Here is a 15081-nt window from a genome sequence, read left to right on the forward strand (position 1 = left end):
GCTAACATAACGCTAATTATTTGGTTGTCATGACAAATCGTGATAAGATAGTTGTTCTTAAATTTCCTAGTCTGATTTTACCAATTTACCAAATCCACCAAATAATTTGCCCGATATTTATCCAATACTTATCTAGCATTTATCCAATAATAGCCATGAGACTGTCCGCCATTTTAAACCAAACCCACTCCGCCCAATCATCCAGTGACGCTCATCCACCAAGCCTAGCTAGGCAAGCAGAGCAGGCTCATGACATGACCATTAGCCATGATACAGACCCAAAGCAAGCCATGACTCAGACTCTGCTATCAGCGATAGAGCGTTGGCTGTCGTCGCTGACAGGGCAGAAGTATTCGCCCCACACGCTGTCGGCGTATCGGGCGAGCATGCACCGCTTTGGCGAGTTTTTGGGGCGTTATGGCGTGGACTGGCAGGACTGTCGCCCCAAGGATTTGGAGTGGTATGTCGTGACACGGTTGGAGCAGGATAGGGTGCAGAGGGTGAGTGTCAAACGGGACATTTCTGCCATCAAGCGGTTTTATCAGTTTGCCATCAAGGAGCAGGAGTGGATGACAGACGGCAAAGTGACTATCTGTAACCCGACCATCGGTTATCGCCTAAAATCCGCCCCCAAGCCCTTGCCTGTGGTGTTAGATGTGGATTTGATGACACAGCTTTTGGAGCAAGCCCCACCCGATGACCCCGAGCAGGCGGATTTGTGGGTGCGAGATAAGGCGATGTTTGAGCTGATGTACAGTAGCGGACTGCGTTTGGCGGAGCTGGCATCGCTTGATGTGGCGGATGTGGATTTGACCGCCAAATCGGTTAGGGTGCTGGGCAAAGGCAAAAAAATGCGTGTCGTCCCTGTTGGTACCAAGGCGATACAAGCCATCAATGCCTACCTGCCTTATCGCACATCATGGCAAGCCAAAAAAGTCGCCAAAACTGCCAAGCCTGATGACATCACGCCTGCCAGTACCGTCAAGGCGTTGTTCATTAGTGAGCGACATGGCAAAAGACTAAGCGAGCGTGCGATACAGCTTCGTCTGTCGCTGTGCGCCACTCGGGCAGGTATCGCCCAGAGTTTGCACCCACATTTGCTTCGCCACAGTTTTGCGTCGCACCTGTTGTCATCTAGTGGTGATTTGCGTGCGGTGCAGGAGCTGTTGGGGCATAGCAACCTTAGCACCACGCAGATTTATACCCATGTGGACTTTGGGTCACTGACCAAGGTTTATGACAAAACGCACCCTAGGGCGACCGCCAAAAAGCCTTAATTATAATTCCACCCGACATTCAAATATCGGCATATTTTTACGAATATCATCTTGCTCATCTTTATCAAAATCAGCATAAATGATTATAAATTCCCTACCGTCTGTCGTGTCTGTACCACTCACGATTTTCCCATTGGCATTGACTATCATGCCATGCCCCCACGTCTGGCGGGTTAGGGGTTTGTCCTTGTGAGTAAAATGGTGCGTGCCACCTTGTGCTGAGCCGATGATGAGACATTGACTGTCCAAGGCACGAGCGGTCAGTAAGGATTGCCAATGGGCTTTGCCTGTGGTGTGGGTAAAGGCGGACGGTACGGTGATGATGTCCGCCCCCATATCTCTTAGCTTTTGATAAAGCGTGGGAAAACGCACGTCAAAACACACCGTTAGCCCTATGCCCACCGCCACACCGCCTAGTATGCAGTGAGCCACCACAGGTGTATCGCCAGCCTCAAAGGTGCGACCTTCATCATAACTGCCCACGCCGTCCGCCACCGACGCCCGAAACAAGTGGATTTTGTCATAGCGGGCGATGAGCGTGCCTGTATTGTCAAACAATAAGCTAGATTGGCGAAATTTACCGTATAATTTGCCGTCTATGGGCGTGCCATCAGGGCGAGCGGGGCAAGGGAGGGTTCCTGCCAAGATATGAATGTCGGTATCACGGGCAAGGCGTGTATAAAAATCCACCATTTCATCAAAACGACTGGCAAGCTCTTTTTGCGACCCCATGACACAGGCATTTTCAGGCAAAACTGCCAAATCCGCCCCGTTGTCTTTGGCGACAGAGACCGCCTGTTTGATAATGGCTAGGTTGTTATCAGTGTTATCTTGGGAGTTTAGCTGAATGTTGGCAATCTTTGACATGGTTGTCCTTACTGGCAAATAACTTTGGATTTATTATAAAGCCATTTATCAAGCTAGGCAACTTTTGGACAAATTTGGGGTAACTTGATGGTTGGTGTAATCTTTATGATGGATGGGGTTGTGATGGGATTTTAGGCAGGAAAATGAGTTATAAAATAACAATAATGGGCGTTATTGGGGTGTTATGTCGTAAAATTTGCGCCTTTTGGCAAAATCTATGCAAAAATTATGCCAAAATGTTGTAAAATTTAAAAGTTGGTAGATATTTTAAATTGGTAGATGTTAATAAGTAGGACAGTAGTACACCCATGGGTCTCTCATTTGGCTTGGGCGTTGGCTTAAACCAATCCCAAAAACTCACCCCACAAATGCAACAGGCGATTCGTCTGCTGGCTTTGTCGCACCTTGAATTAGAGCAAGAAGTGCAGATGAAGCTGGACAGCAACCCTTTGCTTGAACGGGTTGATGAGAGTTTTGAGGTAGAGTTTGACCGTGATGAGCTAAGTTTGGATGACTGGACGGATAATAATTGGCAAAAAAATGACAGTCAAGACTCAGATGGTTTTGATGAGCCCTTTGAGGGTGACAGTTATGACAAACTGACTGAATCGGGGCTGGATGACGGGGCGATGGACAGCGACTGGGATAATGTCTATACCCCTGATTTTGAGTATGATGGCGACTTTGGTGCATCGGGCAGGCATGATGATGAGCATGAGTTTTTGGGGGCGACTCATACTGGCATTCAAGAACACGTACGTTTTCAGATGAATTTTAGTCCCATGAACGCCAAAGAGTCGCTGATTTTGGATTATTTGCTGGATGCCATGGATGAGATGGGTTATATCCGTTTGGGCGTGGATGAGCTGTATCAGAATTTGGCGACCCTTGCCAGCTTTTATCAGTGGGAAGAGGTGGTTAGCCCGCCTGAGATTGTTTCGGTATTACAACGCATTCAGGCGTGTTCGCCAACGGGCGTGGGAGCGAGAAACTTGCCTGAGTGCCTAAGATTGCAACTTGACGAGCTGACCAAAGATGACCCTGATTTGCCTTTTGCCGATGAAGCTTATATGGTGCTTGGGGCAACCAATCATTTGGAGGCGAACAACATCAAGGCACTCATGCAGGATACCGACCTAAGTTCTGCCGAGATAAAAGGGGCGATGGCGATTATCCGCAGTCTTAATCCCGAGCCTGCTTCTGAGTTTTATAAAAATGAAGGTAGTATTGACCAAAGTATTGATATTCCTGATATTTTAGTCATCGCCTTAGAAGAGACCAAAGGCAGATATACCAAAAAATCTTTGGTTAATGTCGCCGATACCGACGCATGGCGAGTGATGCTAAACCAAGACATCATTCCTAATTTACAAATTAACCAAGAATACGCCAGTCTCATCAAAAAAGGCGATGATGGCGATGATAATGTTTATCTTAAAGATAAACTAAATGATGCTCGTCTGTTCATTCGCAGTATCGATGAACGTAACCAAAACTTACTTAAAGTGGCAAGTTGTATCGTTCGCCGTCAGCAGGGATTTTTGGAGCGGGGTGTGGAAGCGATGATTCCTTTGACCTTAAAAAATGTCGCTGATGAGATTGGACTGCATGAGTCCACCGTATCACGGCTGACCACCAATAAGACCATGCTCACCCCACAGGGTTTATACCCCTTAAAATACTTTTTCTCATCGAGTGTGGGTAGTGATGATGGCGAGGTGTCATCAACCGCCATCTCCGCCCAAATCCAAAGCATGATTCAAAACGAAGACCCCAAAAAACCCCTGTCTGATGCCCACATTACCAGCATCCTAGAAGAGCAGGGTGTGAGTATCTCACGGCGAACCGTGACCAAGTACCGTGAAGCGATGGGAATTTTGTCATCAACATTGCGCAAACAGAAAATTTAACCTAAAACAAACCCCCTATGACTTGATGGTGGTAGGGGGTTTGTAATATTGATGTAAGGATGCTTAAATGCCTTTGCAATATTGGTCAATCATCTGTTGATGTTGTTGGCGTTTTGAACTAACCTCTTGGTCGTTGAGATAGACTTTTTCACCTTGGGCATTGGTTTCAAAGATACGACCACCAATGGTTAGGTTGGCGAAGTTGGCACGCAATGACTGACAGCGATTGGCAAGCTCTTGGTTTTGTAGGGCTTTGTTTTGCTGTTCTAAGTCGGCGATACGCTGAGCTTCAGGAGTTAGGTTGGGTGTGGATTCAGCCTGCTGAGCCAGTTGCCCTGCATCAGCGGTGCGTCCATCGCTGCGCATCTCTAATATTTGAAAATTTTGAGTGTCTTTGGGTTGCATCTGGCTATAACGCACTTCACCATGCTTGCCCACGCTTTTGTAAACCGTGGTGGAGGCGGCATGGGCGGTCATGCCAAAGACAGCAGTACTAAAAAGTAGGGCGGTTAAAGTATGAATTTTCATGAAAAGTCCTTAATGTTGGATGATGTCAAACACATCTCCACAGTCGGCAAAAAATAATGCTAATATTGCAACAAAACCACGATAAAATCAAGACCGATTAGGCAAATAAATGCGGTATTTGTCGTTTTTTGAGTAAATTTTAGTGTTGTTTTAAAAAATTAACAATAATCTTTAAAAAACTATTGGCAAAAAAGATGTTTTGGGGTAAGATAGCAAAATCTTAGTTTTAATAACTAAATTTATTAAAAGTTTTTTAACTTATAAAAATTAGTTATATAAGTCAGCGTTTTTTATATCAAAAAAGACGTTTGTTAAGCCCAAGCGAATAGATTACCGTTTATTCATACCGACTTAACATTGCCCAAGACTTACCGGTCTGCAAGACGACATTTTCATCTTTTTGTCAGTCCTTGTACCACGTCTTTGGCAAGTTGTTTTGTTTCACCCCATTTGGGAAAAGGATTGATATGACAGAGCAAACCACCCAAGCCCCCAACATGACGGGGCATACTCAGACGGCAGACGCTGCCAAACATTTCCATGAAAATCAAGCCAAACTTGCCCGTGGCGAAACCGTTGCCATGAGTGGGGCGGAGCTACTTGTGCAAGCCTTAGTTGATGAAGGCGTAACCCATATCTTTGGCTACCCTGGTGGGGCGGTGCTACATATCTATGATGCCCTATTTAAGCAAGACAAGATTGAGCATATCCTAGTTCGCCACGAGCAGGCGGCAGGACACATGGCGGACGCTTATAGCCGTGTTACAGGACGTACAGGTGTGGTGCTAGCCACGTCAGGGCCGGGCGTTACCAACACCGTAACCGCCATTGCCACAGCGTTCATGGACTCCATTCCTATGGTGGTATTGGCAGGGCAAGTGCCAAGTACTTTGATTGGCGATGATGCCTTTCAAGAATGCGACATGATTGGCGTGTCTCGCCCTGTGGTCAAGCACAGCTTTGTCGTGCGTAACCCTGCCGAGATTCCCACGATTATCAAAAAAGCCTTTTTTATCGCAAGCTCAGGCAGACCCGGCCCTGTGGTGGTGGACATTCCAAAGGACATGACGAACCCTGCCGATAAATTTGACTATTTTATGCCAAGCGAGATTCATATTCGCTCTTATCAGCCAACATCAAAAGGACATAGCGGTCAAATCAAAAAAGCCCTAGACGTGCTACTGTCTGCCAAACGCCCTGTAGTCTACTCCGGCGGTGGCGTGGTGCAAGGTAATGCCAGCGATGAGCTTCGTGAACTTGCCAATTTGTTAAATCTGCCCGTTACCAACACGCTCATGGGGCTAGGGGCATATCCTGCCACGAGCGAGCAATTTGTCGGTATGCTTGGCATGCACGGCACTTATGAAGCTAACATGACCATGCACCATGCGGACGTTATTTTGGCGGTGGGAGCAAGGTTTGATGACCGTGTTACCAACAACGTCAAAAAATTCTGCCCAAACGCCACCATTATCCACATTGACATTGACCCAACGTCAATCTCAAAAACCATTAACGCTCATATCCCTATTGTGGGCGATGTCAAGCCTGTCTTGACCGAAATGGTAAGCATTGTCAAATCTAGCGACAAACGCCTAGACGAGCACGTCCTTGCCGACTGGTGGACGCAAATAGGCGAATGGCGTAAACGTCATGGTCTGCGTTATGGCGATGACACGGACGCCGATGTTCATGCGATTATGCCCCAACGTGTTGTTGAAACGCTGTGCAAACTCACGGACGGTAAAGCAATTATCACCTCCGATGTCGGTCAGCACCAAATGTTCGCAGCCCTTTATTATAAATATGACGAGCCACGCCAATGGCTAAACTCTGGCGGACTTGGTACTATGGGTGTGGGCTTGCCTTATGCCATGGCAGCAAAACTTGCCTGCCCCGAAAAAACGGTCGTCTGTATCACAGGCGAAGGCTCCATTCAGATGAATATCCAAGAGCTATCAACGTGCTTGCAGTATAATTTGCCTGTTAAGATTTTAAACTTAAACAACGCCCAACTTGGTATGGTAAAACAGTGGCAAGATATGCTGTACGAAGGTCGTCATGCCCAAAGTTATATGAAATCGCTGCCTGATTTTGTCAAACTTGCCGAAAGCTATGGGCATAAAGGCGTAAAAATTACGAGTCCTGCTACTATGGAGGAGGAGCTAAAAGAAGCCCTAGAAATGGACGGTTTGGTGTTCATTGATGTGTATGTGGACAGAAGTGAGCACGTCTATCCCATGCAAGTGGCAGGGCAGTCCATGCGTGATATGTGGTTATCAAAAGGGGAGCGTACCTAATGGCACAGTTACAAAAACACTTGATTTCGGTACTTATGGAAAACGAAGCAGGCTCGCTGTCCCGTGTGGTGGGGCTGTTTAGTCAGCGTGGCTACAACATTGATACGCTAAACGTTGCCGCTACCGAAGACCCGACATTATCACGGCTTACCCTGACCACGATTACGACCGCCGATAAGATTGAGCAGATTACCAAACAACTTCATAAACTCATTGAAGTGGTCAAAGTCCAAAATCTGTCCGAAGTCTCTGGCGGTAGTCAGATTGAGCGTGAGCTTATGCTCATCAAAGTGCGAGCGACAGGGGCATACCGTGAAGAAGTGTACCGCACGGCAGACATATTCCGAGCCCAAATCGTGGACGTATCGGCAAACCTTTACACCATTCTTATCACAGGGGACGCAGGCAAGTTAGATGGCTTTATTGAAGTTATCGGACGAGATAAAATCCTAGAAGTGGTACGCTCTGGCGTGATTGGTATTGCAAGGGGCGAGCGGACGCTTGCGGTGTAGGGGTGTTATGCAGATTACACAACGATTTTTTGAGCAAAGTCCAAATCAAGCATGGCAATACAGCCAAAAAGAGCCTGTATTGATTGGCAGTCAAGATGATAAACGAGTGCTGATTTCATACGAGTTTTATCAAGAACTGTTGAACCAATACAACCATACCTAAAAAAGCAATTCTGAACGATTGGGCATGAGCTTGGCGGATTTGGAAAAATCAGGCGACATGGATTTTGGCAGAATGCCCGCCTTTATTTAAAACATGATTTGATAATACCGATTTAAAATTGTGTTAGCTTTCTAGCATTACCATGTTTGAGATAGAGCGTGGCATTTTGCAAAAAGCCCAAAAAGATAAAGTTCAGGCGGATATTATTCGCCAATGGTTTGAATATTGTGATTTTTACCATGATGTTGATTTTGTCATTATGTTTTATGCCAATCGCTGTCCGACAAAAGGTTAAGCAAATTAAAAATAGTTAAATTTATTTAATCCAACCCAACGCCATTTATGGCAATTTTTAAGGAAACTCGTATGAGCTTAAATATCTATTATGACAAAGATTGTGATTTGTCTATCATTCAAGGCAAAAAAGTTGCCATTATCGGCTATGGTTCACAAGGTCATGCCCACGCCCTAAACCTAAAAGACTCAGGCGTTGATGTGACTGTGGGCCTTCGTGCTGGCTCTGCTTCTTGGAAAAAAGCCGAGAACGCTGGTCTAAAAGTTGCCGAAACTGCCGATGCGGTCGCTGGTGCGGACGTTGTCATGATTTTGACCCCTGATGAATTTCAGCGTCAGCTTTATAAAGAGACCATTGAGCCAAATATCAAACAAGGTGCAACCCTTGCCTTTGCTCACGGTTTTGCCATTCATTACAACCAAGTTGAGCCCCGTGCCGACCTTGATGTGATTATGGTTGCCCCAAAAGCCCCTGGTCATACCGTGCGTTCTGAATTTGTCAAAGGCGGTGGTATCCCTGACCTTATCGCCATCTGGCGTGATGTGTCAGGCAACGCCAAGCAAGTGGCTTTGTCTTATGCGTCAGGCGTGGGCGGTGGTCGCTCTGGCATCATCGAGACCACTTTCAAAGACGAAACCGAAACCGACCTATTTGGTGAGCAAGCGGTTCTTTGCGGTGGTGCGGTTGAGCTTATCAAAATGGGCTTTGAGACCCTAGTAGAAGCAGGCTACGCCCCTGAAATGGCGTATTTTGAGTGCTTGCACGAATTGAAATTGATTGTAGATTTGATGTACGAAGGCGGTATTGCCGACATGAACTACTCAATTTCTAACAATGCTGAATATGGCGAATACGTTACAGGTGTAGAAGTCATCAATGACCAATCCCGCGCGGCCATGCGTAACGCCCTAAAACGCATTCAATCAGGCGAATACGCTAAGATGTTTATCAGCGAGGGTCAGCTAAACTATCCATCTATGACTGCCCGTCGCCGTAACACTGCCGAGCATGAAATTGAAAAAACAGGGGCTAAACTGCGTGCGATGATGCCTTGGATTGGCGGTAACAAAATCATTGATAAAGAGAAAAACTGATTTAGATTTTCTTTTTAAATAAAAATGACCGTCCTTTGGGCGGTTGTTTTTTGCCTTGTCAGTACGCCCCAATCAGCGTATAATAGCACATTTGTGCAGATTTATTTTTTGATGATAGCTTATAATATTCACCATTTTTTAAACAGTTTGTCCGATTTTGCCATTTTGTATATTTTGGCAAGTCTTGTCATTGCCATTTTGATTTGGATTGAGTCGGCATGGGTTGCCCGTAACGGTGGCAAATTGCCCCAAAATACCCCCTTTGTCGTCATCAGCATTTTAACGTCATCATGGCTCATCGTGTCGGGGCTTGCGTTGTACTTTTTGGAATTTGACGGGGTGCTGATGAGCGTGCCTGTGGTGTATGGCGTGTATTCACTGCTAAGCTGGATAAAAGGGGCGAAACTCATCGGAGATGACCTACCTGATGACCCAAAGGATATCGTCCTGCCTAGCAAATATCTCACCTATTCGCAGTCGTTTGCCCTTGTCTTTGCTGTGCTTTGCGTGAGTATGCTTGCCTTGCCCTACACCGATTTGCCTTTTTTGTAAAATTACAAAAATAAATCCCCTTTTTGATAAAAACTTTGTTATACTAGCTGTACGGTATTTATGTACCATAGATTGTGTTTTGCTCGCCTTGTGCGAAAAAACGACTTTGATAACTTGCGGACGAGTGCTGGTATCAGGGCGTATGTTAGATTTATTACTGAACCATTAAGGCAACTTATCGGTTTGATATAGAGTTTAAGCGTCGTATCTTTAACTTATTTTGCGGTTTTGGCAACATAAATATTTTCACGGCATTTTGCCATTATTTCCCCATTTTCAAGGAAAACTCTCATGTCAAACAAAGTTACTGGTACCGTTAAATGGTTCAATGAAGCCAAAGGTTTTGGTTTTATCGCCCAAGATGCAGGCGGTCAAGACGTATTCGCCCATTACAGTGCCATTACTGGTTCTGGTTTTAAAACCCTAGCTGAAGGTCAAAAAGTGGCGTTCATTCTAGGCGAAGGCAAAAAAGGCCCACAAGCCGAAGAGATTGAAAAAATCTAATTGCCAATATCATTGGCTAAGCACTCAAAGTAATTTGGGTGCTTTTTGTTTTTGTTATTTGGCAATGTATTTTGGAAAAGCATGTAAGGGAAAATTGCAATTTGCCCTTGTACTACCCTTGTGGTACATGATTTTAAAAGAATGCCATTTCCTGTTTATCCAAACCGCCAAAAAATAAAAATGACTGCTCATTCACGTTAAGTATTTGACCAAAATTTATAAATTTTAGACAATCTAGCGTGGCATAAAGCTGATAAATGTGATATATTTTTATTAAATTTTTAAAACCCAAAAAACGGAGTAACCATGAAAGTATTAGTTGCTGTCAAGCGTGTTGTTGACCACAACGTCAAAGTGCGTGTTAAAGCAGATGAGTCTGGCGTGGACTTGACCAACGCCAAGATGAGCGTAAACCCATTTTGTGAAATCGCTATTGAAGAAGCGGTTCGCTTAAAGGAGGCGAGCGTGGCAAGCGAGATTATCGCCGTATCTATTGGCACCAGCCAATCGCAAGAGCAGTTGCGTTCGGCATTGGCATTAGGTGCTGACCGTGGAGTATTGGTTGAGACGGACGCCAAACCATATCCGCTACAAGTCGCCAAAATCCTAAAAGGCGTGGCAGAAGCCGAAGGGGCGGAGCTTGTCCTACTCGGCAAGCAAGCCATTGATGACGACAACAACCAAACAGGGCAAATGCTAGCGGCGCTCATGAATGTCGGTCAAGGTACCTTTGCGTCCGAAGTGGTGGTAGAAGGTGGTGCGGTCAAAGTAACTCGTGAGATTGACGGTGGTTTGCAAACCGTGAATTTGCCACTGCCTGCGGTCGTTACCACAGATTTACGTCTTAACGAACCACGCTTTCCAAAACTGCCTAACATCATGGCAGCCAAGAAAAAGCCGCTAGATACTAAGACTCCTGCCGATTTTGGTGTGGACATGACATCAAAGCTAACCACATTAAAAGTCAAAGCCCCTGCCGAGCGTAGTGCAGGCGTGAAAGTGGCGAGCGTTGATGAGTTGATTGATAAGCTTAAAAACGAAGCAAAAGTAATTTAATGCCTTCCCCATAAGTCCTATTACTTCGTCAAACTCGCCGTGTACTATTTGTAGAACTTCGCTCGTTTTTCTCGTACTAGAACTTATGGCTTTGGCATTACCTTTATAAAAGTTACACAAAATTATTTAAGGATACAACCATGACCGTATTAGTTTATGCTGAACACGACAACCAAGAATTAAAATCGGCGACCCTTGCCACAATCACCGCCGCCAGTCAAATCGACAGCGATATTCACGTATTAGTGGCAGGTTCAAACGCCCAAGCCGTTGCTGACAGTGTCGCCCAAGTGGCAGGCGTGAATAAAGTGCTACTTGCTGATAATCCTGCTTTTGCCAATCAGCTTGCCGAAAATGTCGCTCCACTGGTGGTGGAGCTGGCTGGTGCATATAGCCACATCATCGCCCCTGCGACCACGACAGGCAAGAACTTTTTGCCCCGTGTGGCAGCTCTGCTTGATGTGAGCATGGTATCAGACATCACGGCAGTGATTGATGCCAAGACTTTTGAGCGTCCTATCTATGCAGGTAACGCCACAGCAACCGTACAATCAGCAGAAGATAAAATCGTGCTAAGTGTGCGTGGTACAGCGTTTGACTCAGCACCTGCCACAGGCGGCAGCGCGTCTGTTGAGAGCGTGAGTGTGGGCGGTGATAGTGGCAAATCAAGCTTTGTTGGTGAAGAGCTTGCTAAATCTGATCGTCCAGAGCTGACATCTGCCAATATCGTGGTATCAGGCGGACGTGCGTTGGCAAGTGGTGAGAACTTTACCAAATACATTGAGCCATTGGCGGACAAGCTTGGTGCTGCCATGGGTGCTAGCCGTGCGGCGGTGGATGCAGGCTTTGTACCCAATGATTTGCAAGTGGGTCAAACGGGCAAAATCGTGGCTCCAAACTTGTATATCGCTGTGGGTATCTCAGGAGCGATTCAGCACCTAGCAGGTATGAAGGACTCTAAGACCATTGTGGCGATTAACACCGACCCAGAAGCTCCGATTGCGAGCGTGGCGGATTATTTCTTAGAAGCGGATTATCAAGTGGCAGTGCCTGAGCTGACTTCTAAGTTATAATTAATAAGATTTGCCAAAAACGCATTTGATGACATCAAGTGCGTTTTTTATTAGGCAAGTCCATACTATATTTTTCGCCCATTTTAGATTACAATAATCGCCTTATTCTTAGCCATTTGCCGTTATCCCTGCCATGTCTGATGTGATACCCAAAAAACTTCCCTATCTGTCGCACGAAGAGCAACAGCGAATCACTCGCCTGTGTGTTCGCTGTGCGTTGCTACTCATGCAGTATGGGGCGGAGTCAGTGGTTGTGGTGGATTTGACCAAACGCTTGGGCGTGGCGTTGGGGGTTGGGGGCGTGGAATGCGGACTGTCTTTTAATGCCATTACGCTCACCACGTTGTATAACGGTCATTGTATCACAACTGTACGCAACACCGTTCATCAAGGGATTAACGTGAGTATCTTGGTGCAGATTCAGCAAATCGTCCTAGATGTCGAACGCCAAAGACAAGCAGGCGGACGAGACGAATACGCCGTTACCCACACCGAAAAGCGATTGGATAACATTGACCGCACCACATATCCCAACACGCTCATGGCGTTTTTTGTGGGTACGTCCTGTGCCTGTTTTGCTTATCTTAACGGCGGTGGTTTGGCTATCTCGCTGATAACGCTCGTGGCAGGGTTTTGTGCCATACGCACTCGCATGTATCTGTCCGCTCATCATTTTAACCCTTTTGTGGTGGTCATCATCACTGCTTTTGTGGCGACTTTACTTGGGGCGGTGGCGTACTTTTTGGAGCTTGGGGTCAATGCCGATGTGGCGGTGGCGTCTAGTGTGCTGTTACTGGTGCCAAGCTTTCCTATCATTAACGCCTTATCGGACATTTTAAAGGGGTATATCAACATGGGGGTAGGGCGGTGGATGTTTGCGACCATGCTGACGTTGTCGGCGTGCGTCGGGATTGTCATCGCCTTAATTTTGTTACGCATACCGCATTGGGGGCTGTGATGACTGTGCTAACACTACTGACGAATGTGGGGCTGTCTTGCGTGATTACGCTGGGGTGGTGCTTGATGTTTACGCTACCGAGACGTTATGTCGGGCTGTGTCTTATCATGACGGCATTGGGCTATATCACCAAAACAGGGCTGTTGGCGGTGGGGAGTCATCTGGCGGTGGCGACATTTTTTGGGGCGATGTTGCCGAGCTTTTTGGGGGTGTATTTTGCTCAGCGACATGGACTACCGCCAAAGGCACTCATCGTGCCGAGCGTGATTTTTCTCATGCCAGGCATTGTGGCGTATAAGGCAATGGTGAGTATGGTGCAGATAGGGTATTTTGGGTTTAGTATGGAGCTGTTTGTGCTGATGATGACGTACTTTTTTGAAGCGATTTTTGTCATCTCGGCATTGGTGTTGGGACTGTCGATTCCAGGGATTTTGTTTTATCGTAGAAAGCCGATTGTGTAGTTAAGGCTGTCCCAACACTTCATTCATGAGCTGATGATAAGCAATAGCCCCCTTGGACGATTTTTCGTACTCAAAAATAGATTTGCCAAAACTTGGGGCTTCTGCCAATCGGATACTTCTTGGAATGACCGTTTTGTACAATTTTTCGCCAAAATAATTTTCAAGCTCTGCCGACACGTCTTGGGCAAGCGTACTTCGCCCGTCATACATCGTCCGCACCACGCCACGAATGTGCAGTTTGGGGTTGATTTGGGTCAGCTTTTCAATCGTATCTATCAAATCAGCAATGCCTTCTAGGGCAAAATACTCGCACTGCATGGGGATAATCACGCCGTCTGTGGCGACAAGGGCGTTCACGGTCAGCATACTAAGGCTTGGAGCACAGTCCATGATGACATAGTCATAGTCTAGCTTGGTGTTTTTTAGGGCATTTTTTAATAAAAGCGGTGCATCCGCCACGTCTGCAAGCGACACGTCAATCCCTGCCAAATCACGGTTTGCCCCCACTACGTCAAGGTGCTGACTTGCCACAATGGTTTTGACCAGTGGCACATCGTCAAGCAACACGTCCGCCACCGTATAATTGAGTTCATTTTTGTCAAGCCCCAGACTGGTTGTGGCATTGCCTTGTGCGTCAAGGTCAATGAGTAGCACACGCTTTTTGCCGATAAGTGCCAACGCACTTGCCAGATTAACCGCCGTTGTGGTTTTGGCGACACCGCCTTTTTGGTTGGCGATTGCGATAATTTCCATAAAATACCTTTACCATCAATTTGTTAAATTAGGGTAAATTACCCATACATTTTAATTTTAAAATAACTTTAACGCTTTAAATACACCACACACCGCTCATCGCTCATTTGTGGTACAAAAATGGGCTTAATGTCAATTTGCCAATCTGTCAAATTTGCCACATCATCGCTTGTCGGGGCTTTGCCTTTCATGGCATATAGCACACCATCCGCCTTTAAATAGGACTTGGCAAGATTGACAAAATCATCAAGGCTGGCAAACGCCCGAGACGTGATGACATCAAACGCCCCATCAAAGTCCTCAATGCGACTTGCTACAGGATTGACGTTGGTAAGCCCCAATTCGCCCACCATTTGACGGATAAATCGCACCTTTTTGCCATTGCTGTCTAGGGCGGTAACGTGCCAATCAGGTTTCATAATGGCAATAATCACAGACGGCAAGCCTGCCCCTGTGCCAATGTCAAGCACGCTCATGCCTGATTTATCGGCAAACGGCAAATCCGCCACAATCGCCAAACAGTCCAAAATATGCTTAATAAACGCCTCTTTTGGGGCGGTAATGGCGGTCAAATTATACGCCTTTGTCCAAAGCAAAAGATTATCCAAATAGCCGAGCAGTTGCTTTATTTGTACTTCACTAAATGTTAAATTTAGCTTATCAGAAACACACTCTAATTCACGAGCAAATTCGTCGGCATGGGCGGATATTTTATGATAAGTCATTGTTGTAAAGTCAAGTTAATTTCAAATCCCCTATTTTATCACGTTTTAATCTG

17 protein-coding genes are annotated in these 15081 nt (G+C 46.1%); 13 read left to right on the plus strand and 4 right to left on the minus strand.

The genetic code is table 11. The annotated features are described in order from the left end of the window. The first annotated feature begins 254 nt into the window (after positions 1-254). A complete protein-coding gene (locus B5J93_RS02155; RefSeq protein WP_115236932.1) occupies positions 255-1277 on the plus strand; it encodes a tyrosine recombinase XerC in 1023 nt (340 codons plus the stop codon). Here the strand turns inward: B5J93_RS02155 and B5J93_RS02160 are convergent, their stop codons facing one another. Further along, on the minus strand, positions 1278-2144 hold the full coding sequence (locus B5J93_RS02160) for a nitrilase-related carbon-nitrogen hydrolase (RefSeq protein WP_079324222.1): 867 nt from the start codon (positions 2142-2144) through the stop codon (positions 1278-1280). A gap of 308 nt (positions 2145-2452) precedes the next feature. Here B5J93_RS02160 and rpoN point away from each other — a divergent pair, with 308 nt between their 5' ends. Beyond that, a complete protein-coding gene (gene rpoN / locus B5J93_RS02165) occupies positions 2453-4054 on the plus strand; it encodes an RNA polymerase factor sigma-54 (protein ID WP_079324223.1) in 1602 nt (533 codons plus the stop codon). Positions 4055-4117: 63 nt separating this feature from the next. Here rpoN and B5J93_RS02170 read toward each other — a convergent pair whose 3' ends face one another. Then, the gene (locus tag B5J93_RS02170; RefSeq protein WP_079324224.1) at positions 4118-4582 is read right to left on the minus strand and encodes a hypothetical protein; all 465 of its coding nucleotides are present in this window, start codon (positions 4580-4582) and stop codon (positions 4118-4120) included. A gap of 581 nt (positions 4583-5163) precedes the next feature. Here B5J93_RS02170 and B5J93_RS02175 point away from each other — a divergent pair. The 11 genes from B5J93_RS02175 to B5J93_RS02215 all read left to right on the plus strand — a co-directional run bounded on the left by B5J93_RS02175 (position 5164) and on the right by B5J93_RS02215 (position 13550). Beyond that, positions 5164-6882, plus strand: a complete 1719-nt coding sequence (locus tag B5J93_RS02175; RefSeq protein WP_228144839.1) for an acetolactate synthase 3 large subunit — start codon at positions 5164-5166, stop codon at positions 6880-6882. Continuing rightward, entirely contained in the window at positions 6882-7394 is a 513-nt protein-coding gene (ilvN, locus tag B5J93_RS02180) for an acetolactate synthase small subunit (RefSeq protein WP_079324226.1), read from the plus strand. Before B5J93_RS02175 ends, ilvN begins: the two co-directional genes overlap by 1 nt. Positions 7395-7401: 7 nt before the next feature. Further along, a complete protein-coding gene (locus tag B5J93_RS13425; RefSeq protein WP_158080664.1) occupies positions 7402-7557 on the plus strand; it encodes a hypothetical protein in 156 nt (51 codons plus the stop codon). A 142-nt stretch (positions 7558-7699) separates the two neighbouring features. Next, positions 7700-7852, plus strand: coding sequence for a type II toxin-antitoxin system VapC family toxin (locus B5J93_RS13265; protein WP_143823474.1), 153 nt, complete (start codon positions 7700-7702; stop codon positions 7850-7852). 71 nt (positions 7853-7923) lie between these two features. Beyond that, positions 7924-8946 (plus strand): ketol-acid reductoisomerase, encoded by a 1023-nt coding sequence (gene ilvC, locus B5J93_RS02185; RefSeq protein ID WP_079324227.1) that lies wholly within the window; start codon positions 7924-7926, stop codon positions 8944-8946. A gap of 24 nt (positions 8947-8970) precedes the next feature. Further along, a complete protein-coding gene (locus B5J93_RS02190; protein WP_079324228.1) occupies positions 8971-9498 on the plus strand; it encodes a hypothetical protein in 528 nt (175 codons plus the stop codon). Positions 9499-9789: 291 nt separating this feature from the next. Further along, on the plus strand, positions 9790-10002 hold the full coding sequence (locus B5J93_RS02195; RefSeq protein ID WP_062498109.1) for a cold-shock protein: 213 nt from the start codon (positions 9790-9792) through the stop codon (positions 10000-10002). A 306-nt stretch (positions 10003-10308) separates the two neighbouring features. Next, the gene (locus B5J93_RS02200; protein ID WP_079324229.1) at positions 10309-11058 is read left to right on the plus strand and encodes an electron transfer flavoprotein subunit beta/FixA family protein; all 750 of its coding nucleotides are present in this window, start codon (positions 10309-10311) and stop codon (positions 11056-11058) included. A gap of 140 nt (positions 11059-11198) precedes the next feature. After that, entirely contained in the window at positions 11199-12131 is a 933-nt protein-coding gene (locus B5J93_RS02205) for an electron transfer flavoprotein subunit alpha/FixB family protein (RefSeq protein ID WP_079324230.1), read from the plus strand. Positions 12132-12264: 133 nt separating this feature from the next. After that, positions 12265-13089 (plus strand): threonine/serine exporter family protein, encoded by an 825-nt coding sequence (locus B5J93_RS02210; protein WP_079324231.1) that lies wholly within the window; start codon positions 12265-12267, stop codon positions 13087-13089. Continuing rightward, positions 13089-13550, plus strand: a complete 462-nt coding sequence (locus B5J93_RS02215) for a threonine/serine exporter family protein (RefSeq protein WP_079324232.1) — start codon at positions 13089-13091, stop codon at positions 13548-13550. Before B5J93_RS02210 ends, B5J93_RS02215 begins: the two co-directional genes overlap by 1 nt. Here the strand turns inward: B5J93_RS02215 and B5J93_RS02220 are convergent, their stop codons facing one another. Together B5J93_RS02220 and rsmG are read right to left on the minus strand one after the other, a co-directional pair. Next, a complete protein-coding gene (locus B5J93_RS02220; RefSeq protein ID WP_079324233.1) occupies positions 13551-14303 on the minus strand; it encodes a ParA family protein in 753 nt (250 codons plus the stop codon). Between the two features lie 68 nt (positions 14304-14371). Next, complete coding sequence (rsmG, locus tag B5J93_RS02225; RefSeq protein ID WP_079324234.1) at positions 14372-15028, minus strand: 16S rRNA (guanine(527)-N(7))-methyltransferase RsmG; 657 nt, start codon at positions 15026-15028, stop codon at positions 14372-14374. Positions 15029-15081 lie beyond the last annotated feature (53 nt).

This window comes from Moraxella equi (genome assembly GCF_002027555.1).
Taxonomy (GTDB): domain Bacteria; phylum Pseudomonadota; class Gammaproteobacteria; order Pseudomonadales; family Moraxellaceae; genus Moraxella; species Moraxella equi.